This is a genomic window from Paenibacillus sp. SAF-068, from assembly GCF_051967555.1.
Lineage (GTDB): Bacteria > Bacillota > Bacilli > Paenibacillales > Paenibacillaceae > Paenibacillus.
Genome location: NZ_JBQCJX010000002.1, coordinates 733,704 through 759,077 on the forward strand (window position 1 = coordinate 733,704; position 25,374 = coordinate 759,077).

The following is a 25,374-nucleotide window of genomic DNA, read 5'->3' on the forward strand; positions in this document are numbered from 1 at the left end:
GACATATGAGCAATTCAACCATGGAGCGTCTGAATGCATTGCTACCGGAGTGGCTGGAAACCAGTCGGTTGCACACCGGTCAGGGTAAGGTGGCTTCTTATATTCCGGAACTTGTCAAAGCCTCTCAGGATGAGCTGGGTATACATATCATGGACGCCGAAGGGAACTATGTTTCCGCAGGGGATTGTGGTGTCCCGTTTACGATGCAGAGTATCTCCAAAGTATTTACTCTAATTCTGGCCTTGATGGACCATGGGGAAGAAGCGGTCTTCTTTAATGTAGGAAAAGAACCTACAGGCGACGATTACGATTCGATGATCAAGCTTGAATTGGTTGAACCCGGCATTCCGTTTAATCCTTTAATCAATGCAGGTGCGATTACCGTGTCCTCTTTAGTTGGAGGAGACTGCAAGGAAGAGAAATCCCGCCGTATTTTGGAGTTTTTCCGCAAGCTGGCGAATAATGATCAGCTGGGTTATAACGAGGATGTATTCCAGTCCGAATCGGAGAGCGGTCATATGAATCGTTCACTTGGCTACTTTTTGAAGCATAACGGGGTCATTAAGGATGAAGTTGAAGATGTGCTTGCTGTGTATTTCCGTCATTGCTCCATTGAAGTGACGTGTGCAGATCTGTCTCGAATGTCACTTGTTCTGGCCTACAATGGAACAGATCCGATTACGGGCATCGAACTCATTCCTCGTCGTTATGTACAGATTGCCAAAACCTTCATGACGACCTGCGGGATGTACAATGCGTCAGGCGAATTTGCCATTGAGGTCGGTTTGCCTGCCAAGAGTGGTGTATCGGGAGGGATTTTGACCCTTGTACCAGGACAATTCGGCATAGGTCTGGTTGGCCCGGCTCTGAATCGCAAAGGCAACAGTATTGCCGGCGTGCATCTGCTCGAGCGTCTGTCCAAGGAATTCGACTGGAGCTTTTTCTGAAAGTTTTCTGAAAGAAATAGAACTACCCGCATATGTAGCCGATGAATCACGTATCCGATATTTTGCTTCTTTTGAACGAAGTGAATGGTTCGGATAGTCTCGTCGGCTGCTTTTGGTATTCATCAGGATGTGTAGGAAGGTAGTCCTGCATGGTAACGACTACGCTGCATCTATCATGGAACATCCACAACATTGAGGTAGGTATATTATCTTCAGTCAGTACTCAGTCATTGGCTAAGGCAACATCTGTAATCAGGTTCATCTGAATGTCCCGGGACCCGCCTTCCATCTGGAGTCTGAGGGTCCGGGCAGGACGGTCCAGTCGAAGCACCTGCCCCGTATAACGGATATTGTCGTGTTCATGAAACACGGCAATGGTGACCACATCTCCAAGCATCATCGAGTTGCTGAGCAGACGGGACATTTCTTCTGCCGCTTGAGCATCCAGTGATGGTCGGGTACGAGGAGCAAGTTGTTCCTGATGAAGAATGTAGGCTTCCCGGTGTTCGGGGAGCATCATGCGTGAGGACTCGAAGATCCCGTTTTGCTGCAATTTTTTACTCATTTATAATGACCTCCAATTTTATGAGAACGTTCATGGGCCTGCGCGGATGAGCAGAGGGAGGATGCGCGCATAATGGCAGTATCTCCGTACCTGCGCTTGATATCATCTGTCGCACGTTCCAGCTCTCTTTTGCGTTCGCGGTCATCGAACCAGGATAGCTGCACTTCCGAATCGGGTACAAGTCCGGTCAGTGACACGCTGATGCGGCGGATGGGTAATCCGTCCCAATGGCGCAGGAACAGCGCTGCTGCCGCATCGTATACTTCATCCGTAATGTTGGTGGGTTCATTCACCTTCATCTGGCGGGAGAAACCGGTTGGCCGATCATAATCCTGTCCGCGGCATGCAACCGAGACCACATGGCCCATGAGTGATTTGTCCCGGGAACGTCGACTGACGAGTTCCGCCAGTTCGAGCAGTACCACTTTGATATCTTCCCAGGAGTCATAGTCCCGGGGTAGCGTCATCTGATGTCCAATTCCCTGCTGCTGATGGGCATATGTCCCGGGTTTGACCGGGGAATCATCCATACCCCGGGCGATACGCCACAATACCTCGCCATTCACACCCCAGCGTTCTCTCAGCCGGGACAGCGGGGTCTGGGCGAGATCACCAATCGTATGGACCCCCATCTTGTAGAGATGCTGCGCCATGCGGGAACCGACCATGAACATGTCTCGGACGGGCTTCTTCCAGATGGTGGACGGCAGATCCTTGCGAGGCAGCGTGCAGATGCCACTGGGGACTTTTTTGGCATACAGGTCACAAGCCATCTTACTGACGACTTTGGTATCACTGATACCAATGCGAATGTACACACCCGTCTCTTCCATCACTCTGGATTGAATGCTGCGTGCAATGGTCTCGGGACTGCCGAACAGATCCAGGCTTCCGGTGACATCGAGAAACTGTTCGTCAATACTATACGGTTCCACCAAATCGGTGAATGACTGAAGGATGCGCGTAATATGAAGGGAAACCCTGATGTACTCGGCCATCCGCGGGCGAACAACAACAACATCCGGACATTTGGCGAGAGCTTCGCCCAATCGTTCCGCCGTTGTGATCCCATAGGACTTGGCGAGTGGACAGGCCGCAAGAATAATACCTGAACGGCGCGCCGGATCTCCCGCAACAACGAGGGGGCGGTCCTTGTATTCGGGATGTGCAGACTTCTCCACACTGGCATAGAATGACTGGCAGTCGGCCAACATGATGACACGTCTGTCTTGGCGGGGCATAAGACTTCTCTCCTTATCCGTGATGCTGTGCTCTTCTGTTTAGCGTTTGTTTTCTTCATTTGAGTATCGATAATTAACAGTTTATTTACAGTATGGAACAAGTGTTCTTGTTTCATAAGCATATCCGACATTTCGAAAAGCGGCAACCGGAATTATTTTGCAAATTGGACACAATTATGGATTAACAATATTAGAGGCAGAAATTAGGAAATAAGATGTGCTTTTTTACATTTAATGTGAGAGATCTGTGACCTCTGGGTGATGACCGGGCGTTCATTCAGCTTTTTGTAAAAGAGTGATTCATGGGCACAGTCCTATAGAGGGGGACTGACGTCCTTTTTTGATTTTCTGCATTTTTCAGAAAACCTTGATGTGACGCGGAATATCGCTGATGCGTTATCGGACTATAGTATCAATTTTGTAATCTTTATGGTTAATACTGTAAAAAGGGCCGCAACTTTAAAATATGATTCGCGTTTAATGGGGTATGTGTTCAAACGGCAAACGTTGCCTGTACCCGCGTTGCACATAACAATAAAGGTTCCAGAATTGCAAGATCAGCAGGGTATCCAAACCATGCGATTCCAGCAGATATTAGTGTTCAAGAATAAGACGTATCCCAAAGGCTTCCCGGTGCCAGTTGATGGACCTTTTTACGAATCATGGGCAGAATGTTCCATTTCATGTTTGCTTCCATCAGCCTAGTTACAAATGCAGAGTCTTAGCGCTATAGTGAGAACTACACCGCTGACATCTCTACCAAGCGGACATCCGAAGCGGAATGATTCGTAAACTTCATGTTGGACCATTCGGTGTTGAAGCAGGATGCATATTAGAGAGGTGAGCAATCTAAAGACATGAGCAGACAAAGACGAAGACGCTGGCTATTAACGGTGTTGACAGGGGCCGTGGTGGTGACCGGTGGGATATTTGCCGGATGGCACTATATGCAGCCCAAGCTCGTTACGTACACAGCGGAGAACGGCACGGAGATGAAATTCAAGACCGATGGAGACAGATTTATGGAATACGGTCCGGATGGAACGTGGAGGGAGATGTTCGTCAAAGGTGTCAATCTGGGCGCAACATCACCGGGGCATTACCCGGGAGAATTTCCGCTGACCAAAGAGGATTATTTGCGGTGGTTCCAGCAGATTGAGGATCTGGGAGCCAATGTGATCCGGGTATACACGGTTCACGAACCGATTTTCTACACCGCATTGGTCGAATATAACCGCGGACGGGAGCAACCGTTATATTTTATACAGGGCATATGGTCACCTGAAGAAGAGTTGATTGAGAAGCAGGATGCTTACGCGGCCCATATTGAGCAGACGTTCAAGCAGGAGATTGAAAAGGCAGTATCTGCTGTCTATGGCGACGCGGACATTCCCGCCAAGCAGGGAGAGTCCAGCGGCAAATACAAAACAAATGCAGGAAAATACCTGATGGCCTGGCATGTGGGCACGGAATGGGACCCGGCGATGGTAGACAACACGAACGAGAAACACGCGGACGTTCCACAGTACAAGGGAGTTCATTTCTCGGCTACTCCAGAAGCTTCACCGTTTGAGAACTGGCTGGCAGAGTTGCTGGATCATACGGCAGTCCTGGAGAAGAAGTATGGATGGGAACATCCGATGACCTTCACCAACTGGGTAACGACCGATGTGCTGGATCATCCCGGTGAGCCGTTGTATGAAGAGGATCTCGTCAGTGTGGATGCTCGACATATTCAGCCGGAGGCGTGGCAGGGAGGTTATTTTGCAGCCTACCATGTGTACCCATATTACCCGGATCTGTTCCATATCGATAAAACGCTCCAAACGATTAAGGATGAGAACGGGGAGTACAACACGTACAAAAGCTATCTTCGTAAACTTAAAGCCGAGTTTTCCGATATGCCTGTCATGGTTACAGAGTATGGCGTACCCTCTTCTCTTGGTATTTCCCATCTGGGTATGGGAGGACGGAATCAGGGTGGACATAACGAAGTAGAGCAGGGAGATATTGATGCGTCACTGACGAAGGATATTTATGATGAAGGGTACTCGGGAGCCATTGTGTTCATGTGGCAGGATGAATGGTTCAAAAAAACATGGAACACAATGCCACTGGAAATCCCGGCTGATCGCCGTGCATATTGGCTGAACGTGCTGACGAACGAGAAGATGTTTGGTCTGCTTGCCATGGATCCTGGTAAACAGGAACAGTTGACCATCGACGGATCACTGGATGACTGGGATGATCTGAAGGATGAGGAGGTCACGACCTGGCAGGGCCAAGTGGACGGCATTCAGGAAATGAAGATGACCCATGATGAAGCCTATCTGTATATTGGGCTGACCTTGGATGAACCTTTTGACCCGAATCAGACGGTGCTGCGGATTGGAACCAATACACTTGCTGGAGGTAGTCAGCCTGATACGTTACTCCCGGGCCGGACGCTCAGTGATGGTCTTGAGACGGTAATTACACTGGGACAGGATGAAGAATCTCAGGTGGAGATCGCCAAGGATTATGACTTTAATCAGCGTCTTTACGGCAAGGAAGGATACGACATGCTGCCAGATCAGCAGTCCGATTCCGCAGATCCGTTCCATCCATGGAATCTGGCAGTCAGCCTGAGGATGACACCGCCGGATACCCGATCCGCTCATCCATTCATGAATGAAGAGGTTGGAACATTGAAACGGGGAACGACGGCTCCCGGCCAGTCCGATACGGATTCATTAACGGCGTGGCAATATAACGGCAATCAGGTGGAGATGCGAATTCCCTGGATGCTGCTCGGGTTCGGTGATCCAAGTTCGCTGCAAGCGATCGACTACGGACCGCTCAAGAATGGACGTGAGTTTTCCACAGTTGCTGTGGAAGGTGTTACCCTCATTCCATGGTTAACGGATCGTGCCACGAAGAACGTATCCTGGCCTGGGGGTGAACAGACGACCCTGGACCTGAAGACGTTGCCAGTGTATAGCTGGCAGCCTTGGGAGCAAGTGCAGTATAGTGAACGGCTGAAGCTGAGCTACGAAAAAATGAAGAAGAGCTACGAGAAAATTCCTAGTTTTCAGATCGAATAAATGATTTTAAAGGAGGACCTTTTCACATGTTTCCAAGTTTGGCTCTGGCCTATCTGTTTTTGTACATCTGTATCGGACTGGTTGTTGTAGGCGTCATCGTATTGTTTGCCATGAAAATGTCCCACAATGGCAAACGACGCAAGGCGGCGTTCTATGAACTGAAGCAGCGTGACTACTTCACCTACCTGCAAACAGCCTTGACCGAGAATAGTCCGCTCAAATTGCCACCAGGCAAACTGGCTCCGCTGGAACGCAGAGTCATTCAGGACAGACTGATTGAATGGATCGATCAGTTCAAGGGTGAATATCGTGACAAATTAATTGCACTGTGCCGTGAAGCAGGATTCGTAGAGCATGATCTGAAAGAATTGGGCCGTCTGAGGTACGGTCGTCAGATTGATGCCGCGTATCGCTTGGGTGGCATGCGTTGTCCTGAAGCCGTTCCGGGTTTGATGGAATTGTTGAAGGATGAGAAACCGGGTCCTATGGCCATTATGATTGGTCGATCGATCTCCAGATGTACGACCCAACAAGGCGAACTGAAAGATATGCTGGCGATACTATTAACCAAAGGCAAGTCCATTCACCATCTGGCAGCAGATATTCTGCTTGAAACGAGTCTGGATACGAGCAGAATTCTAATTGAATTGCTGGAAGACCGGAATCCGGATTTTGTCAAAGTCGGACTGGTTGCCATGTGGGGACAGGCTGTACCTGAAGTGATGCCTGCACTCGATAGACTGGTAGGCGCAGAACATCAGGATGTACGTGCCGAAGCCGTAAAGCTGTATCTTAGCGCAAGTCCGGCACTTCGGGATGAGACGATTCTGAAACTGATTCAGGATAACGACCCGGAAGTTCGCGCCGAAGTGGTACAAGCACTCGGATCGAAACATGCATCGGGCAGCATTCCATTGCTGCGCAAAGCATTGCGGGATGAAGACTGGAGAGTCCGTTATAACAGTGCCGAGAGTCTGAGCAAGCTCGGAGAACCGGGATTCGAAGCACTGTGTCAAGCAGCGGTACAAGGTACAGGTGTTGAACGCGAGATTGCGATGCAGCAGATCGAGAGCACGATGCAGCACACGAGAACCGATGACAGAGCGGTAGAGCAGATGATTGCCCATAACAAAAAAAGACTGCTGTACGATCGCTATTTTGGCCCTGTCCGAGAGAACAGAACCAGCAAGAAACGCACAGGTGTCGCTACGGTAGGAGGGGATTACACTGCTTAGGGATCTACTATTAATCTACGGCATGGTCGCAATCTACTATGTTGTTTTTGTAAATACGCTCTATTTTTCCATTCTCGCCTTGTCGTTCCGTAATATCTGGACGATCTTTCGGCGGTCGCATTATTCCAAATACAATACGTTGTCAGGCTCCGAGCTGGTGCCTTCGGTTTCTCTGTTAGTACCGGCATACAACGAGGAACTGACCATTATTGAGAATGTGAACTGTCTGATGACGCTGAATTATCCAACGTATGAAGTCATTGTCGTGAATGATGGCTCCAGTGATGCCACGCTGAAGATCCTGTTGGAGGAATATCGTCTGAAGCCAGTACCTAATACGAAGATTCGGGGCAAGATCGCCTGTCAGAAAATTCGCGGGATCTACCATAATCCGGAGTTCCCTGATCTGTATGTCATTGACAAGGAAAATGGCGGGAAGGCCGATTCCCTCAATGCAGGGATCAACTTGTCTCATTATCCGCTAATCTCTTCCATCGATGCCGACTCATTGTTGGAGAAAGATGCCCTGATCCGCATGGCACGCATGTATATGGAGAATCCGGAAGAGACAGTAGCCATCGGTGGGGATGTAAGGATCGCCAATGGATGCAAAATAGAAAACGGGGCAGTGCAAGATGTGTCGCTGCCGCGCAAGATCTGGCCCATGTTCCAGTCCATTGAATATCTCAAAGCCTTCCTGGGCGGACGAATTGGCTGGAGTCACATGAACGGTCTGATCATTGTCTCCGGTGCCTTCGGTATGTTCCGTAAGGATGCTGTTATCGCCGTAGGTGGATATCGGGATGGTTATCCTGGGGAAGACATGAACATTATCATCAAGCTCCACCGGTATATGCTGGAAAATAAATTGAAGTATCGCGTTGCCTTCTGTCCTGAGGCGGTTTGCTGGACACAAGCACCAGATTCCTACCGGATCTTGTCCAGTCAGCGCAAGCGCTGGGGCCGTGGGAACCTGAAGAACATGCTTGAGAATCGCGGTATGTTGTTCAATCCGAAATATAAGGTTATGGGTATGGTGACCATGCCATACAACGTTATTTTTGAAGCGCTGAACCCGTATTTCCGGATTACCGGACTTCTGGCTCTCGCCGGATATGTGCTTCTGGATATGACACAGTGGCCGATCCTGCTCTTGTTCGGACTGTTGAACTTCGTAAGTGGTTATCTGCTGAGTGTAGGCGCACTTGTCCTGGAAGAGATTGCGTTCAAACGTTACAACAAACTCTCCGATCTGGTCAAAATGCTGGTCTACTCCGCGCTGAAATTCGTGGGCTACCATCAGCTGGGGGTACTGTGGAGATTGCAGGGACATGTACAGTTCATGCAAAACAACAATTCATGGGGTACCATGACACGCCAAAGCTGGTCCGAGGATGAGAAGAAAACAAGCGAAGCCGCTTGAGTACAGAGATCAGGGTAAGTTACAGCAACATGTATAGATAATCGAGGAGAAGGGTGGAAAAGAACATGCCAAATACGGCGACATTGCAGCGTGAGGCTGCCGTTAATGTGTACCGAAGTGTAGAACAGGGATTGAAGGAAACGGGTGCCGAAACATGCGGTTTAATGTTCATCCATTGTGCAGGAAATGCTCAACCTGAGCAGCAGGTCAGGACATATCTGGAGCAAACGAGCGCGACATCGTTCCAGGTGTGGAAGGATGGGGCGACCCAGACGATTGCTGTCCTGCTGCCAGGGTTGTCACTGGATGAGGTTCATTACGAAGGGCTTCGGATCAAGCATGAGCTGCAAGAGACGATACCCGGTGCCGATCCACAGATTACACTGGCCAGTTTCCCGGAAGGGGAGCGCCCTTCGAAGGCAACCATTCAGCATATGGCTGAATCCTCGAAGCTCGTAGATTCGTCGGAGATTCATATCTACACGCTGGACAATACGGCGGACGAGCCGGAACGCATTTTGATTGTGGACAATGATCCGACGGTACGTGAATTCCTGCAATTGCGACTGAAGATGCAGGGATACGAAACCTATGAAGCTGTCGATGGACTGGCTGCGCTGGAATTGATCGAGAAGGTTACACCAGACTTGGTGCTCACGGAGCTGAATCTGTATGGCATCGACGGTCTGCCGTTCATCCATCATATTCAGAAGCTGGAGATGGAGCAGCCACCCAAAATTGTGGTGTTAACCGAGCAGCGTGTCGAGCAGACGATCAGTCAATGCTTCCGCAGCGGAGTGGATGATTATATGACCAAACCGTTCTCGCCTGTAGAACTGGATGCCCGAATCAGACGCTGCCTGCATTAGAAGATAGAATAGAGCAACAGCAAACCATCTATTTACATGGATTTTAAGCACCACCAAATACACTACCCGGAGGGAATATCATGGAGAATCAACAATTCCACACATTACTGAATGCGATTGAAAATAAAGAAGCTGTACTCGGCGTTGTCGGGCTCGGTTACGTAGGACTTCCACTTGCTGTGGAAATGGTCAATCAGGGTTTCACGGTAATCGGAATTGATCTGGATGCGTCCAAAGTAGAAAGTATCTATCAAGGAGATTCCTATATTCACGATATTTCATCCGATGAGTTGAAAAAAGTCATGCAAAGCGGTCGTTTCCAGCCAACGACAGATTACAGCATGCTGCGCGTGATCGACGCACTCAGTATCTGCGTTCCGACACCGCTTAGTGAGAATCAGGATCCGGATACATCTTACATCGAGACCGTTGTAGATCAGATTAAACTGCATATGAAACCAGGTATGCTGATTACGCTGGAGAGTACCACGTATCCAGGTACCACCGAAGAACTGATCCAGGATGAGTTGGATAAAATTGGACATGAAGCAGGCAAAGACTACTTCCTGTGCTTCTCGCCTGAGCGTGTAGACCCGTCGAACGGACGTTTCACAACTTTTAATACGCCGAAAGTGATCGGGGGCACAACTGAAGCCTGCCTGAAACTTGGAACAGCGTTATATAGCAAATATGTAGAAACGGTAGTACCGGTATCTTCGCCAAAAGTGGCTGAGATGTCCAAACTGTTGGAAAACACATTCCGCAGCGTGAACATTGCCTTTGTGAATGAAATGGCGATGATGTGCGACCGCATGGGCATCGATATCTGGGAAGTGATTGACGCAGCGGCGACGAAACCATTTGGTTTCATGCCATTCTATCCAGGCCCAGGCATCGGTGGACACTGCATTCCGCTTGATCCGATGTACCTGTCATGGAAGGCCAAAGGCTTCCGTTTCTATAGCAAATTCATTGAGCTGGCGCAATCCACCAATGACAACATGCCATATTATGTATTGAACAAAACGTCAACAATTCTAAACGAATACGCTAAATCCGTACGCAAATCCAATATTCTGCTCCTTGGTATGTCGTACAAACCGAATATTGCCGACCTGCGTGAATCACCAGGACTGGAAGTATATGAACTGTTCAAGGAAAGTGGAGCTAACGTAAGCTACTACGACCCACATGCGGATTCCTTCAAGGACAAACATGGCGAGACCGTACACAGCGAAGTATTCAATCTGGAACAGTTCAAGAAGTACGATTGCATCGTGCTGATCACCAACCACAGCGATTTGCCTTACTTTGATATTGCCGAGATGGGTGTACCGATTCTGGATACGCGTAATGCATTCCGTTCGTACACACATCCGCATATCTACAAAATTGGTCACTCGGTACAGCATCCAGTGTTTGAACCAAGTGAAGCGTTACTCGTCTGAGGAAATATATGAGGCAACGGGGCAGACAGGTGGGGATGGCGAAATGGGCCATTCTGGCTGTGGTGTTGTGCCTGCTGCTTCTGTCCTGGATGTTTAAGTGGTTCTCCACGGAGGAACACAAAGCGACCTGGCTGTGGGACACGTCCATTATTGCGGAGCAGACGCCGGAGATTATTGCCTTTTCCAAAGAACAGGGCGTGGACACCATCTTCCTGCAAATCCAGGATGAGGTGCCTGATGAAACTTATCGCCAATTCATTGCGGCTGCAGGGCAGGCTGAGATTGAAGTGCATGGACTTAACGGTCATGCAGACTGGGCCTATGAGGAGAAGCGGGATGAAGGGCTTGCTTTTATCGAGCGAGTACGAGCATACAATGCAGCTTCGGCCAAGAATGAACGTTTTCAGGGCATTCAACTGGATGTGGAGCCGTATCAGCTGAAGCGCTGGGAGAACGAGGAGAGCAGCGTCATTGCAGAATGGCAGAACAACATGAAGGCCTGGACAAAAGCCGGCGAGGATGCCGGACTGTATATGAGCGCTGCCATTCCGTTCTGGCTCGACGCCCGTCAGTCGGCTGAAGGTGAGGGTTCCTTCAGTCGCTGGGTCATCTCCCACTTCGATGCGGTAGCCATTATGGCTTACCGGGACAGTGGGCAGCAGATGTATGATCTGTCCAAGGAAGAACTGGACGAAGCGGATGATCTCGGCAAGAAGGTCTGGATCGGAGCGGAACTCGCGGATACACACGAGGGGGATCACCTGACCTTTTTCCGTAAACCGGTTAGCAATATGAATGAAGAGATGGCAAAAGTGTTCGATCTGGGTTCCTCTCATTCATCTTTTGCGGGTGTGGCTGTGCATCATTATGAAGCATGGTATGCCAAGGAGAATGGTATTCCACTTGCACGCAAGGATGAGAAGAAGGAATAGCGTAACGTCAGCGAAAAGTTTCTGAATTCTGCATGATATGTGAATCAAACTATAGTATAGAAAAAAGGCAAGTCCCGGGTAGATGGGACTTGCCTTTTTTGGTGGTGGATTTATATAAATTGAACGAAAGAAAATTTACACTTGCCACTTCGATGACAGAACAACCTTTTTAATAGAGGCGACATCTTGCACAAGCGCACACAAGGCGTGGTGCATGGTACACGAGGCTGAATTTATAGGCTGGGGAGCGAAAGGTCGCTCCCTCACTCTTTCGTGTTCTCCGCTGTGCGATAACGATTGGGTGGCAAACCGACTTGCTTTTTGAACGCTTTGGAGAAGGAGAACAAGTCGGGATAACCCACGGAATGAGCCACTTCAGTTAAGCTTAACGGCGTCTGTACGAGCAGACGTTTGGCTTGATTCATTTTCAATTGCTGAATATATTGCACAGGGGACAGACCATAGGCTTTGCGGAATTGTTTGGCAAAATGAGTCCGATCAACACCCGCATGAGCAGACACACCTTCCACAGAGATGCCGCCTGCAAAATGAATGTCCATGTATTCCTTGCCTTTCTGAAGCCAAGGCGTGGCCGAATCTGGTTGCAATCCTTTGGTTGCAGGGGAACGGGCTATCCGGTCAAAGAGGCTTAGAAATCTGGTGAGTCGTCCCAGATCGCTCGCTCCATCCTGCGGTTTGCGCACATCCTCCATGAACGAGCGCATGGCATTTGCAGTCTCGGGTGTTAATACACCCGAACGATACGGTGAGTCGGGTTTAAGTCCGATTCGAGACAACAGTTCGGCTGCGTATGCGCCATCAAACGCAATAAATATTTTTTGCAACGTATGCTCCGGGTCCGTCCAGTACTCATGTGTAACATGGGGAAAAAGACAGAATGCATCCCTGGTACGAAGCGTATGACGTTGTCCATCCTGTATGAATGTACCTTCCCCCTCCAACACAAACAGCAAATAATGATAAGGTGTGGTACGCGGGCCAATATGATAGTTGGTCTTGGCTATATTACGGCCAATGCGAATCGGCCAGGCGCCACCAGCTTTCTCGAATTCAGATGGAGTGAAGAAAATGATATCCAAAAACTCATGGTGGTCCTCCTTCATGCTCTCGGTCATCAGGAACACCTCTTTAATTTATAAGTATCGTAGATACGATCTAAAATTTCCGCTTACAGATGTAGTTCAAAAAGTCCACTTTTGATTACGAATCATGCCTAGTGGCATGATCAACATCGAAGCTGAAATTCAGCCGAAATAAGCGAGAGGCTTACGAAGTATGTTTCCTTTGGAAACATTGTGGCTGCTCACGTAGTTTTCCTACGCTCCGCTACTCCATTTCTAGCTTCATTCCATCTTCTCGGTACTGAAAACCAGACTTTTTGAAGATGTATTTAAACCTATTATACAGGTGGGTTTTATACATATTCAAGATCAGCAAGACCTAAATCTGAGAAAAAACCACAAAATGACAAAATAAAATTACCGCGAAATGACATTGCTCACAGACAAATCAATTGATATGATGTCCATACCTATTAAACCAAGTTAATTAATCGGCATTTTTTTGATTATGCCTAATAAATCAATTTAAAGAATGACACGACAACGGAGGGGACAGAAAGAACCTGAAGAAGCGAAGCGGGCGCCTTTGTCACCGGATTTTCCCATGAAAGGGGAATGAAAAGAAATCTGGGGACAAGAGTGCTCGAAAGGTTTTCTGTAACCGAAGTGCTTGAGTGAAACATTTTTAGAGCAATTTATCATAGAAGGGATTGACTTTTGTGAGCGAACAGGAAGAAATGAAGTTTGGATGGTTTTTGCCTACAGCAGGAGATGGGAAGTATGTGGGGGTTGCCCCGGAGCGGGAGCCGAGTCTGGATTATCTGATCGATGTGGCACAGACGGCGGAGAAGGCAGGATTCGAATTTGTACTGATTCCGACAGGGGGAGCGTGTCTGGACGCATGGGTGGTTGGCTCGGCAGTAATGAGTCACACGAAGACATTGCGTCCCCTCGTCGCCATTCGCCCGGGTTTGGTTACACCCGTACTCGCTGCACGCATGGGAGCGGCATTGGATCAGCTATCTGGTGGTCGGGCCATGATCAATGTGGTAACAGGGAGTTCTGTTCGCGATTTGGAGGAACTTGGCGATCCACTCGCACATGCGCATGATGAACGGTATGTGCGGGCGAGCGAGTATATGGAAGTCATGAAGCGTTCATGGACGCAATCGACGGGACTGAATCTGACGGAGTTTGCTGGAAGTGGTTCGAACTCTGGCATATCCAAGGACCCAAATCCTGAATTCAACGGCCAGTATTACAAATTCAAGGGACCGGTAGGCATGCCGGAGACGGTTCAAAATCCGCATCCACCATTCTATCTGGGAGGAAGTTCACCGATTGCCAAGAAGGTCGCCGTTGAACATGCAGATACGTTCCTCATGTGGGGTGAACCTCATGACTGGATTCAGGAACAGATCGAAGAAATTGAGGTTATCCGTCAGCAGGTGAAAGAGGAAACGGGACAAGATCGTCAGCTCCGTTACGGCATGCGTGCTCAGGTACTCATTCGGGATACTGAGGAGGAAGCATGGGCAGCAGCTTGGGAGATTATTAGCAAAGTACCACCAGAAGCGATTGAGAAGGCCAAAGCCGCTTTTGCCGAGACGGATGCAACCAACCAACGCAGACAGAACGAGCTACGGGAACTGTCCGAGAAGCAGCAGTTTGTCGTAGGTCCCAACCTGTGGACAGGCTTGTCCGTTGTGCGTTCCGGCGGTGCAATTCTTATTGTGGGTACGGCGGAACAGGTCGCAGAGCGGTTAATGGAATATGGAGATCTGGGTGTTACGACCTTCATTCTATCCGGTTATCCGCATCTGGAAGAGGCTGAAATCTTCGGACGGACCGTGATGCCGATCATTCGCGAGAAATGGAAAACAAGACAGAAGCTTCATCAAGTTACTACTAACTAAGTAAGTTTAACTAATTTTTTATACGAAAACGGAGAGGGCAGAAATAACGTGAAGAAGCGAAGCGTTCGCCTTTATCCCCGGATTTTTCCTTTTATAAAAAGGAATCAAATAAATCTGGGGATAACAGCGATCGGAAGGTTATTCTGTCATCGGAGTGGTCAGTATAAACATTCTTTAGTTAAAATATCAAGCATCCTCAGGAGGTCGTCTTTCATGAAAAAAAATAAAAAAATGATCCTGCCGCTCGTCAGTATGCTGGTGATGTCCATCCTGTTGTCAGCTTGCGGCGGCGGGGATAATGTGTCCTCTGGAGATAACGGCTCCTCGGGTTCAGGCAAGGTTACAATCAGCTTCATGCACTGGCGCGGAGAGGATTCCGAAGCACTCAACAAGACCATTGACGCATTCGAAAAAGAAAACCCGAACATCAATGTGGAGATGCAGACACTGCCCTCCGATCAATACCAGTCCACTGTACAATCCAAAATCAGTGACGGTTCGGTAGGAGATGTATTTGCTTCCTTCCCGGGTGCACAATTCGAAGCCTTCACCAAGGCGGGATTGTTCACGGACCTGAGCGGATCATCGTTCCTGTCAGCCTACAATTCGAAGTTGATTGAAGCAGGACAGCACGATGGCAAGCAATATGCGATCCCGTATCAACTCGTATATAACGATCCCATCTATAATGTAAAACTGTTTGAACAATACGGCTTGACGCCACCAACCGATTGGGAAGGCTTTCTGGCTCTTTGCCAGAAGTTGAAAGACAATGGCATCATTCCAATTGCCTTTGCCGGAGCGGACATTGGTCCAGGCCAATTCATGAATACGATGGTGATGAACAACGCACCAAGTGACGACATTTTTACCAAAGTAGAAGCGGGCGAAGCTAAACTCACAGATGAGTTCTGGGTGAAAACGTTGACTCAAATTAAGGAACTGAACGATAAAGGTTACTTCCAGCAGGATGCACTGGGTACGAAAGACCCTGCGGCTGGGGCACTGTTTATTCAAGAAAAAGCAGCAATGCTGGCAAGTGGATCATATCAATTGGCTCAGAACAAGCAGCAGAATCCAAATCTGGAGCAAAAACTGCTTGCGCCAATTACGGTAAGTGCAGATCAAGCGAAGTATGAAGGGGTGCATACCACTACTTTCATGCTCGCGGTGAACAGCAAGTCGAAACATCCGGAAGAAGCGAAGAAGTTCATCGAATTCCTGAGTAATCCGGAAGTGGCAAGCGACTACGCCAACCAGACGGGACAGAATGTAACAGTGAATGATGTGAAGTATGATACGCCTGAGCTTCAGGTAGCCGGAGAATGGGCAAGCAAGAAGACCGTGTTCCAGCCACGGTTTACCATCCTGAACGGAGACAATCAAAAAGCAGTAACCAACTCCATTCAGGCCGTGCTGAGCGGTACTTCTCCAGAAGAAGCAGCACAGCAGGCACAATCGATCATTGATCAGCATATCGGGAAATAAACGATGAAAAACCGTCTTCAGCTATCCCTGTTTCTGATCCCCGGGTTGCTGCTGTACGTTGGATTGTTCGTATTTCCTACATTGACGGGGCTGTTCTACTCCTTTACGGATTGGGACGGGGTATCCCCGTCGTATGCATTTGTAGGGCTGGATAATTACAAGGACAGTCTCAGCAGCATCGTATTCCGCAAAGCCTTCGGCAACAACGTGGAGTTCATGTTAACGGTTGTTATTGCACAAACCTTTATTTCACTTGTCCTGGCGCTGCTTCTGGTTCGCAATACCAAGACACGCATTGTGCTTCGGGCATTGTATTTCCTGCCTGCGATTCTGTCCTCCGTATCGGTCGGACTGATCTGGGCGTTCATGTATGATCCATCCATCGGATTGATCAACTACGGACTGAATGAAGCCGGGATGAGCAGCATCGCCCGCAACTGGATTGGTGATCCCAAGATCGCCATCTATTCCATCGCTGCGGTACAAGTCTGGGCTCACGCCGGCCAGATGATGATCGTATTCATCGCAGGGCTGCAAGGCATTCCGGCAGAACTGTATGAAGCGGCTCGCATGGACGGTGGCAGCAAATGGCAGGTATTCCGTAAGGTGACCTGGCCGCTCCTGGCACCTTCGGCAACGATTGTGGTGGCCTATACGACGATTCAATCGTTCAAGGCATTTGACCTCATTTTCACCATGACGGACGGAGGCCCGAACTACGCAACTGAAATTTTGACAACCTATATCTATCATACCGCCTTTGGCAGCTACTCATTTGGTCTGGCTTCTGCCGGTTCGATGATCTTCCTGGTGTTGCTCGCGCTCTTGACGCTGTTGCAGTTCAAGGCACTGCGTGCCGACCGGGTAAGCTATTGAGGTTGATGTTGGAGCATTCATGCTGCAACCGAGGCAGAAGGGAGTTCACATGTTTTTAAAATGGTTCAATCGCCTGATCCTGTTGGTGTACGCGCTGTTGATCCTTGTGCCGCTGTACTTTGTATTCGTATCTTCTTTCAAAACAAGCAGCAACTTCTTCACCAGTCCATTCAGCTGGCCGGACCCGTTTACGTGGGATAACATCACTGGCATGTTCCGTAACCAGCCGATGTGGCAATATTTCGGAAACAGTCTGGTCGTGACACTTGGTACGGTTGCTATTGAGTTACTGCTCAGCAGCATGATTGCTTATGCCATTGTCCGCTGGGGCGGGAGTGTAGGTAAAATTGTGTTTGCTCTGTTCATAGCCGGTCTGATTGTTCCTTCCCAAGTGAGCATGTTGCCGATCTATTCCCTCACGCGTACGCTCGGGTGGTCGGACAGTCTGACGGGATTGATCGTCGTATCCGCCGCAATGCTGATGCCTGTCTCTGTGTTCATGCTGACAGGCTTCATGCGTATGCTCAATTCGGAGATTCTGGAAGCGGGCAGTATGGATGGAGCGAGTGAATGGAGACTCTATACGCGGATTGCATTGCCACTGGCTGCACCTTCGCTGGCGGCAACGGCTACGTTCCTGCTCGTCATGGTATGGAATGATTTGCTTATTCCGATGTTAATGCTCAGCAGTAAGTCCAAGCTAACGTTACCGCTAGCGCTTATGCAGTTCCGCGGGGAATACGTGACGAACTATCCGATGATGCTTACGGGTGTGCTGGTCACCGCCATTCCGATGATTGCGTTGTTCCTTCTACTTCAGCGTTACTTTGTTGCAGGTCTGACAGCAGGTTCACTCAAGGGGTGAGGTATCGCAGAAATCGGAAGGAAAAGCTTATTTTGCATTGATTTCTGGAGCATTCTGCATAATAATGATTTAGTGTCAGAATGACTACATAGAGATCAAGGGAGCTATAAGTGATGAGCAAACTGGAAGTGTTGCGAAATCCCAAGCAGCGCAAGCTGCTGTTCAGTGCCGGCATGAGCTGGCTGTTTGATGCAATGGAAGTTGGCATGATCTCCTTTATCGTGGCTGCACTCGCCAAGGAATGGAGTCTCAGTCCCGGACAAGTCGGGGTGCTCACAAGTATTAACTCGATCGGTATGGCACTCGGTGCTTTACTTGCAGGTGCACTTGCGGACCGTTTTGGACGGAAGGCCATTCTGATGTGGACCTTGTTAATCTTCACGATTGCAAGCGGTCTATCTGCATTGGCGACTGGATTTGCCGTATTGTGTGCACTACGTCTGGTTGCGGGTATTGGACTTGGCGGAGAGCTGCCTGTGGCATCCACACTGGTATCGGAGTCGATGCCTACAGCGGAACGTGGACGTGCCGTTGTATTGTTGGAAAGTTTCTGGGCTGGGGGCTGGATTGTATCGGCGCTCATTGCCAACTTTGTCATCCCGGAGTACGGATGGAGAATTGCCTTTGCCATCGGTGCACTTCCGGCGTTCTATGCACTGTATCTGCGTCGTGCCATTCAGGACCCGCCGCGGTACAAGAATCATACCAAGCTTCACAAAATCACGTTCCGCGAGAAAGTGGCTACCGTCTGGTCAGCACCGCATCGCCGTACAACGTTGATGCTCTGGATTTTGTGGTTTACCGTCATTTTCTCTTATTATGGCATGTTCCTATGGCTGCCATCGGTTGTGATGGCAAAAGGGTTTACGCTGGTTAAAAGCTTTCAGTACGTGCTGATCATGACGATTGCACAGTTGCCAGGTTACTTCACCGCAGCGTACTTTATTGAACGTTATGGTCGCAAGTTCGTACTTGTTGTCTATCTTACATTGACTGCATGCAGTGCGATTGCGTTCGGACTCGCAACCACGGAAGCAACGATTCTGGCTGCGGGCATCTGCCTCTCCTTCTTCAATCTGGGAGCCTGGGGTGGTCTGTACGCCTACAGCCCGGAATTGTATCCGACTTCTGTGCGTTCCACAGGTGTTGGACTTGCGACATCAGTAGGCCGGATCGGTGGCGTGCTTGCTCCACTGATGGTCGGTATGCTGGTTCAGCGTGAAGTGGCAATCAGCCTGATTTTTACGATTTTCTTCGTGACGATCCTCATTGGCGCAGCCGCTGTACTGTTCTGGGGCCGGGAAACGAAGGGACAAGAACTCGCCGAGTAATTGTCATTATATTCAAGCGCAACTTTTGTACGGGTCTGCCTGCCTACGGAAATGGGGGGTGGACAAGCGGTATAAGGTTGATACAAGAAGAGGTGTGACCCTGATACGACCATGGGCTCATGCCTTTTTTTGTTATGTCTAAGACTCATTTTTACATGCTCCATCGGTCCGATAGACTTCATTTTTTCTATATCCTATAATGACACTCGGGATGTAGAGCCGTGAGGATTCAGGGGAAAGAAGTGGGATCTGAATTCAGAAAAGTGGAGGTTAATGGCATGATGAAGAAGTATAACCAGATGGCACAAATGAATGAAAAGACTCACGCGAATAGCATAGATGAAAGCCATAATGCCGTGATTGACATGGTGCGTGCACATAAGAATAACGACATATATGTAACGTACCGCGATAAGAACAGTAATGAACTGAGTGAGATAAACGGAATGTATGATGTGTATGTTGTGGATGAAAGTAAACCCATGAAAGAGATGGAGGTCACCAATATAATGAATAACATGACGATTACGAAAAATATGGAGTACACAGGGAGCGAGAATGCTCGGGTTAGAGTTGGTAGTACGAATGAAGGAGCTGATGCGCGTACGATTGCTCACACTATGGAACCTATCACCGTCAGTCGGAAAGTCACTCATGGGAAGGGGAAAGCGGCTGGTAAAAGAGCAGGGCGGGTCAGCATGCTTCTCGGTGCCTGCGCGTTGACGCTGGGATTGACCGTGGCAGCGCCTTCTGCGGGGGCACAGAAGCTGGAACAGGGCGTTCGCAGTGAACATGTGCTGCAATTGCAGGAGCAATTGAGCGACCTGGGGTATTTTGACGCCGGTATGACCGGTTATTACGGTTCGATCACCAAAAGCGCTGTCCGCAAGTTCCAGCAAGCGCAAGGACTAAGTGCGGACGGAGTTGCAGGTCCGGCGACGCTGAACAGACTGAACAAAAAGGCCAAGGCCGAAGGCGAGACCCTGCGCCAGTTGGCGAAGCTGATCCATGGTGAAGCACGCGGAGAATCTTTTGAAGGGCAGGTCGCTGTCGGAGCGGTTGTCATGAATCGTGTGCATTCGGATGCATTCCCGTCATCGATCTCGAAGGTCATTTTCCAGAAAGGTCAGTTCACGGCGGTTGACGATGGACAGTTTAATACCAAGCCGACGGCGACCTCTTATAAGGCAGCACGCAAAGCATTAAATGGCGTTGATCCAACGAATGGAGCGCTGTATTATTACAATCCGAAGATTGCCACTTCGGTGTGGAGTAAGAGCAGGCCGACATTGTTGACCATTGGGCAGCATGATTTTACGAGATGAGTTCAACTTGAGATGTGTAGTGTAGTATTTGAAGTAATAATAATGGACCTCGGCTGTACGCTGCTGAATGCAGACGTGCTACCGGGGTTTGTTTTATAGATAGCTCGTATTGGCGAGGAGTGCGTGCGGAAATCTCATATAGTCTTCATCAATGGGAATGGTCAGCATATAATCATACTTACGGTGTATTAATGGGAAAAGGCGTTACAAAAAGCGGCACGGGATATCTTTGAAACCAAATGGAATATATTAAAGTATATATATAGAAGATATAAAATATTAATTACATATTTGGATGGATGATAATTAATATTAAACGGATGTAGATCATGCCACTAAGGTTCTGCTAGGTTACATCCATAGAGGGGAGGACGAATATGCCATTTATTGGGGGAATCATTTTAATCTTGATCCTAGCATTTATTCTATGGGCATTAATGATCCCGCTATTCAATAAAATAGGTAGTAGAATTCTGAAGAGATACAATAAATTCAAACAAGAGGAGAATGGTGATGAAAAATTCAAAGACGTTTAGAGCAGGGGCAATTGCGGTTGCTTTAGTTATTATTGTGGGCGTACTACTGGTGACCTTCTTTGTCACACGAATTCCTAATGGATATGTCGGGGTTGTCTATTCACCCAATGGAGGCGTAAAAGATAGTACACTGAGTCAAGGGTGGAAACTGGTTGGAGCGTTCGATAAAGTGACGAAATATCCGATTCGAATTCAAACGGTGGAATACAGGGATATTCAGATTGCTACTTCTGACGGGAAAAACATCACCATCGATTTTGCTTACAACTACCAGGTAGAACCAAGTAAAGTATCTTCTATATTCAATACATTTGGGCCAATTAGCATTCAAGAAATTGAGGATACATATCTCAAAACACGTTTCCGTGACGCTGCCCGTAAAGGTATTTCCAAGTTTACAGTCATTGATGTGTATGGTGAAAAGTCATCCGAAGCAGGCGTCGATGTGCAACAACGTTTCTCTGATGACGTTAAAGAGTTAGGCTTTATTGTATCCAACGTTACTGTAGGTGTTCCTCAACCTGACGCCAAGACTCAGGAAGCAATCGATAAACGTGTCGAAGCATCTCAAGAACTGGAACGTAAAACGACTGAACTTGAGATCGCCAAGAAAGAAGCAGAACGCAAGCGCGTGGAAGCACAAGGTAATGCAGACAAACTATTGATCGAAGCAGAGGGTCAAGCTAAAGCCAATAAAGAGCTTCAACAATCCTTATCAAGTCAACTCGTTGAATATGAAACCATCAAGAAATGGGATGGAGCCCTTCCATATGTAAGTGGGTCCAACACGCCAATGATTCAATTGCCGACTACCAAAACAGAGCAAAATAGCGGCGCGGGAAGCGTATCTCCCTAAATAGCGGTTGGAAATACACGCCGTACTTTCTCATCCAATTGAATAATTGAATTATAATGAACAAGCCGGTCCAATTGTGGGCTGCTTGTTCATTTTTGAGTCTATTTAAAGATATTGCGAGGAGAAAACGTGAGCCTCACCATTGGATTCATTTAGCCAATCCTGTACAATGGATAACGACAATAACAACGGTAGATTAAGGATGGGTCAGCACGATGAGAATGATCATATCACCAGCTAAAAAGATGAAGATCGATACCGATCTTATGGCTATCGCGGAGATGCCGCAATTTATAAATGAGTCAGAACAGCTATTGAGCTTTCTTCAAAAGTTATCCTATGACGAGCTCAAAGCGATGTGGAAGTGTAACGATGCCATCGCCGAACAGAACGTGGAGCGGATTCGGTATATGAATATAAAAGCAAATCTTACGCCAGCCATTTATGCCTATGAGGGCATTCAGTATCAATATATGGCTCCGGGTGTTTTTCAAGACGAGGAACTGGCATATCTTCAGCAGCATTTACGTATCTTATCCGGTTTTTATGGCATGTTGCGGCCTTTGGATGGGGTAACCCCTTATCGATTGGAGATGCAGGGCAAGCTGCAAGGTCCGGGTTTCAAGTCACTCTATCAATTCTGGGGCAGCAAACTCGCAGATCAGCTTCAAGCGGACAGCAACTGTATTCTAAATTTGGCTTCCAAAGAGTACAGCAAGAATATCACCCCTTTTCTGAATGAGGAAACCCGCTTTATCACTTGTGTATTTGGACAGATGGTTGATGGGAAACTTGTTGAAAAGGCAACCCGCGCCAAAATGGCCAGAGGTGAGATGGTGCGATATATGGCAGAGCGTAAGATTACAGATGTGAAGGATATCAGGAGCTTTGATCGGTTAGGTTTTGTTTTCTTAGAAGAGAAGTCGGATGAGAGTAATTATGTATTTATATATTCAGAGGAGAAATAGCCAGATTCTGACGGTACTTGAGAGATATAAGAAATTTTTTGGTGAAAAAGTAAACTATTAATGGACACATAGCCTCAGTGAAAAACGAGGTGAATAATTTTATTCTGACATGATTAAATGTTAACTTCGACTCAATCTTACTAAAGACGAAAAAACACTAGCGGATTTCCCGCTAAATCCCAGTCTCACCTCATTCCTTAATATACAATTTTCCTGAGGTGACTTTACCATGAAGGATAACATGTCAAACCTGATCGAGGAATTGTTTCACGGGAACCTGCGGTTGGACGAATCAATTCATCCTGAGCAAGAAGAGTATCAGGAGATCAATCGCCAGATTTCGGACCTATTGCAGGACTACAAGACACAGCTTACCGATAACGAGTACGATGCTTTAGAGAAACTGATCGACCTGATCGGACAATCCACGTCCATGTATGTGGAAGCGGCATTCGAGCAAGGTTTTCGCACAGGTGGCAGACTGATGATTGAGGTTTTAGGCAAAACGTAAGTATTTATCTATCTACCTTTTAAGCCAGTAGACAATACAAAGCAATTCAAAAATCCCCTTCTCCATCACCACCGATCAGGTTGGCATGGGGAGGGGATTTTGCTTTTGAATTATTCCTTTATCTCACTAACCAACAACCTACCTCGCCCCAATATTCGTACCTGATGGCGTACCCGAGCCAATCAGATCACTGCCGTTCGCAAGCTTCAGGAAGTTACCCAAGACAGGCGTTCCGTCCGCGCTGCGCGTTACCGAAGGCACGAGGGAGACAAAGTCGGTTGCGCTGGCGAGAAGGCCTTTGTCGTTGACGCTCTTTTTGTTCTTCCACCAAACGTTGGTGCTGCTGACGTCGGTTCCGCTGGTTTTGTCACTGGCACCACCTTGGAAGGACAGGTTGTTGGTGAAGATATGAGTGCCTACATCAAAGGCAAAGTTGCTTTGTCCATTGTTCCAGGAGGTGTTGTTTTTCATCTGGATCGAACCGGGATTGCTGTTGTAGGTGAAGCCATGCTTTTTGTTATTAAACGCAATGTTGTTCTCCACAATATGATTCACGGCAATCTTCTCGCCGCCGAGCTTGAATCCGTTACCATCACTATTAGAGGTAGAGGTCCCGTCTGATGTTGCACCGTTCGCGTAGGCGATGCTGTTGCGGATCGTGACTGCGCCGATGGCGCCAGTGTCTGTTTTGCTATACAGATCCCAGCCATCGTCCACGTTATAAGCGGCAATGCAGCCGTCAAAGACGTTTCCCGGGCCAACCGTCAGCTTGGCGGCAAAACCGTCCGCATCCTCGCCGTCATCCGGGTCATAGTTGTTGTGGGAGTAAGAACGGATCACTTCGTTATATGAAGGCCATTCACTCTTGGCAGCTGTGGAAGCATAGCGTCCCATTTGAATACCCGTATCCCGGTTGTGATGCGCCTCGATCTGCTCCAGTCGGTTATAACTGCCTCCGATGAAGATGCCGTTATCGCCCGCACCCTTCACCTCAAGCCCTTTGACGAACCAGTAGTCTCCGAACATTTGCAGCCCGCGATTGGTAGAAGCGAAGGCTTGTGCTGAGAAATCAAATACAGGTTTTTCCGATCCATACGCCACCAGATTTTTACGTTGTCCGGATGTACCGCTATTGCCTCGCTCAATGGTAATGGTTTCGGAGAAGCTGTAGGTTCCGCCGCGCAGATAGATTGTTTTACCCGGTGCGATCTGGGTCAGAGCATTAGCGAGTGACGTTGGGCTGTTGATGGTTCCCGGATTGCTGGCAGAGCCGCCAGGAGATACATACAGATCCCCAGCAACAAGTGTGATATTCGAAGTCGCCACTGATTCAGAGGGATTTTGCAAGCTGCTCTCAATCAGTTCTTCAGCTCCAACAGACCCACCACCAATCAATAGTAGAGGGAACGCGGCGCATAGACAGATCTGGGCCATTTTCGATTTCAGTGAACGTTCGGATCGTACAGATGCATGAGTGGATGTGGATGGGAATAATTTCATTACGCAAACCTCCTTGGTTAATTGGGAATAGAATGAAGAGCATGTGGTAGCCGTGTAACCGATCGTGATCTACGAGATAAGTCAGGCCGGCTGGTTGGATACAATCTCCTAGACACAGGTTTATGGTAAGTGTTGTAAGCGTTATCATCAATAATCATCTGATCAGATGGAGTTACATGCAGGCAGGTCGGGCCTGGAAGCTTCCAATACCTGTGATATCACGTGAATTATGTAATCTTTCCATTGGGTGATAGATCTCATTTAATGAAGAATCATCTGAAATGAACGTAACGAAGCACTCTTTTCCATCCTCAGAGCATCCGTTTTACCTTTGATCCACTCCTATGAACTTCATATAATTTAAAATAAATAGCAGC

The 25,374-nt window shown here is 48.2% G+C and carries 20 protein-coding genes; 16 read left to right on the top strand and 4 right to left on the bottom strand.

Features of this window, described 5'->3' with window-relative positions; all coding sequences use genetic code 11:
- Positions 1-5 precede the first annotated feature (5 nt).
- Positions 6-947, top strand: a complete 942-nt coding sequence (glsA, locus tag ACTHPG_RS17285) for a glutaminase A (RefSeq protein WP_440390728.1) — start codon at positions 6-8, stop codon at positions 945-947.
- Between the two features lie 223 nt (positions 948-1,170).
- Here the strand turns inward: glsA and ACTHPG_RS17290 are convergent, their stop codons facing one another.
- Together ACTHPG_RS17290 and ACTHPG_RS17295 are read right to left on the bottom strand one after the other, a co-directional pair.
- Positions 1,171-1,512, bottom strand: a complete 342-nt coding sequence (locus ACTHPG_RS17290; protein ID WP_440390729.1) for a YolD-like family protein — start codon at positions 1,510-1,512, stop codon at positions 1,171-1,173.
- Positions 1,509-2,753 carry a DNA polymerase IV gene (locus ACTHPG_RS17295; protein ID WP_440390730.1) on the bottom strand — a complete coding sequence of 415 codons (1,245 nt, stop codon included), beginning with the start codon at positions 2,751-2,753 and terminating at the stop codon, positions 1,509-1,511. Before ACTHPG_RS17295 ends, ACTHPG_RS17290 begins: the two co-directional genes overlap by 4 nt.
- Before the next feature lie 857 nt (positions 2,754-3,610).
- On the opposite strand from ACTHPG_RS17295, the gene ACTHPG_RS17300 reads away from it, so the two are divergent.
- The 6 genes from ACTHPG_RS17300 (at position 3,611) to ACTHPG_RS17325 (ending at position 11,743) form a co-directional block, all read left to right on the top strand.
- Entirely contained in the window at positions 3,611-5,836 is a 2,226-nt protein-coding gene (locus ACTHPG_RS17300) for a hypothetical protein (RefSeq protein ID WP_440390731.1), read from the top strand.
- Positions 5,837-5,862: 26 nt separating this feature from the next.
- Positions 5,863-7,071, top strand: a complete 1,209-nt coding sequence (locus tag ACTHPG_RS17305; RefSeq protein WP_440390732.1) for a HEAT repeat domain-containing protein — start codon at positions 5,863-5,865, stop codon at positions 7,069-7,071.
- A gap of 22 nt (positions 7,072-7,093) precedes the next feature.
- Positions 7,094-8,494: a glycosyltransferase family 2 protein gene (locus ACTHPG_RS17310; protein ID WP_440390733.1), complete on the top strand. Its 1,401-nt coding sequence runs from the start codon at positions 7,094-7,096 to the stop codon at positions 8,492-8,494.
- Between the two features lie 65 nt (positions 8,495-8,559).
- Positions 8,560-9,363, top strand: coding sequence for a response regulator transcription factor (locus ACTHPG_RS17315; RefSeq protein WP_440390734.1), 804 nt, complete (start codon positions 8,560-8,562; stop codon positions 9,361-9,363).
- A gap of 80 nt (positions 9,364-9,443) precedes the next feature.
- On the top strand, positions 9,444-10,811 hold the full coding sequence (locus ACTHPG_RS17320) for a nucleotide sugar dehydrogenase (RefSeq protein ID WP_278299022.1): 1,368 nt from the start codon (positions 9,444-9,446) through the stop codon (positions 10,809-10,811).
- Positions 10,812-10,819: 8 nt separating this feature from the next.
- Positions 10,820-11,743: a hypothetical protein gene (locus ACTHPG_RS17325; protein ID WP_440390735.1), complete on the top strand. Its 924-nt coding sequence runs from the start codon at positions 10,820-10,822 to the stop codon at positions 11,741-11,743.
- A gap of 263 nt (positions 11,744-12,006) precedes the next feature.
- On the opposite strand, the gene ACTHPG_RS17330 is transcribed toward ACTHPG_RS17325, so the two are convergent.
- On the bottom strand, positions 12,007-12,879 hold the full coding sequence (locus ACTHPG_RS17330; RefSeq protein ID WP_440390736.1) for an AraC family transcriptional regulator: 873 nt from the start codon (positions 12,877-12,879) through the stop codon (positions 12,007-12,009).
- 683 nt (positions 12,880-13,562) lie between these two features.
- On the opposite strand from ACTHPG_RS17330, the gene ACTHPG_RS17335 reads away from it, so the two are divergent.
- The 9 genes from ACTHPG_RS17335 (at position 13,563) to ACTHPG_RS17375 (ending at position 23,497) form a co-directional block, all read left to right on the top strand.
- On the top strand, positions 13,563-14,741 hold the full coding sequence (locus tag ACTHPG_RS17335; RefSeq protein WP_440390836.1) for an LLM class flavin-dependent oxidoreductase: 1,179 nt from the start codon (positions 13,563-13,565) through the stop codon (positions 14,739-14,741).
- A 213-nt stretch (positions 14,742-14,954) separates the two neighbouring features.
- Positions 14,955-16,229, top strand: coding sequence for an ABC transporter substrate-binding protein (locus ACTHPG_RS17340; protein ID WP_440390737.1), 1,275 nt, complete (start codon positions 14,955-14,957; stop codon positions 16,227-16,229).
- Between the two features lie 3 nt (positions 16,230-16,232).
- Complete coding sequence (locus ACTHPG_RS17345) at positions 16,233-17,105, top strand: carbohydrate ABC transporter permease (RefSeq protein WP_440390738.1); 873 nt, start codon at positions 16,233-16,235, stop codon at positions 17,103-17,105.
- Between the two features lie 49 nt (positions 17,106-17,154).
- Entirely contained in the window at positions 17,155-17,970 is an 816-nt protein-coding gene (locus ACTHPG_RS17350) for a carbohydrate ABC transporter permease (RefSeq protein ID WP_440390739.1), read from the top strand.
- A 113-nt stretch (positions 17,971-18,083) separates the two neighbouring features.
- On the top strand, positions 18,084-19,301 hold the full coding sequence (locus ACTHPG_RS17355; protein ID WP_133385462.1) for an MFS transporter: 1,218 nt from the start codon (positions 18,084-18,086) through the stop codon (positions 19,299-19,301).
- A gap of 698 nt (positions 19,302-19,999) precedes the next feature.
- Complete coding sequence (locus ACTHPG_RS17360; protein WP_440390837.1) at positions 20,000-20,626, top strand: cell wall hydrolase; 627 nt, start codon at positions 20,000-20,002, stop codon at positions 20,624-20,626.
- A 513-nt stretch (positions 20,627-21,139) separates the two neighbouring features.
- The gene (locus ACTHPG_RS17365; RefSeq protein WP_440390740.1) at positions 21,140-22,018 is read left to right on the top strand and encodes an SPFH domain-containing protein; all 879 of its coding nucleotides are present in this window, start codon (positions 21,140-21,142) and stop codon (positions 22,016-22,018) included.
- Between the two features lie 215 nt (positions 22,019-22,233).
- Positions 22,234-22,986, top strand: a complete 753-nt coding sequence (gene yaaA, locus ACTHPG_RS17370; protein WP_440390741.1) for a peroxide stress protein YaaA — start codon at positions 22,234-22,236, stop codon at positions 22,984-22,986.
- Positions 22,987-23,215: 229 nt separating this feature from the next.
- Entirely contained in the window at positions 23,216-23,497 is a 282-nt protein-coding gene (locus tag ACTHPG_RS17375; RefSeq protein WP_440390742.1) for a DUF6809 family protein, read from the top strand.
- Positions 23,498-23,635: 138 nt separating this feature from the next.
- Here the strand turns inward: ACTHPG_RS17375 and ACTHPG_RS17380 are convergent, their stop codons facing one another.
- Positions 23,636-24,997: a right-handed parallel beta-helix repeat-containing protein gene (locus ACTHPG_RS17380; RefSeq protein ID WP_440390743.1), complete on the bottom strand. Its 1,362-nt coding sequence runs from the start codon at positions 24,995-24,997 to the stop codon at positions 23,636-23,638.
- Between the last annotated feature and the right edge of the window lie 377 nt (positions 24,998-25,374).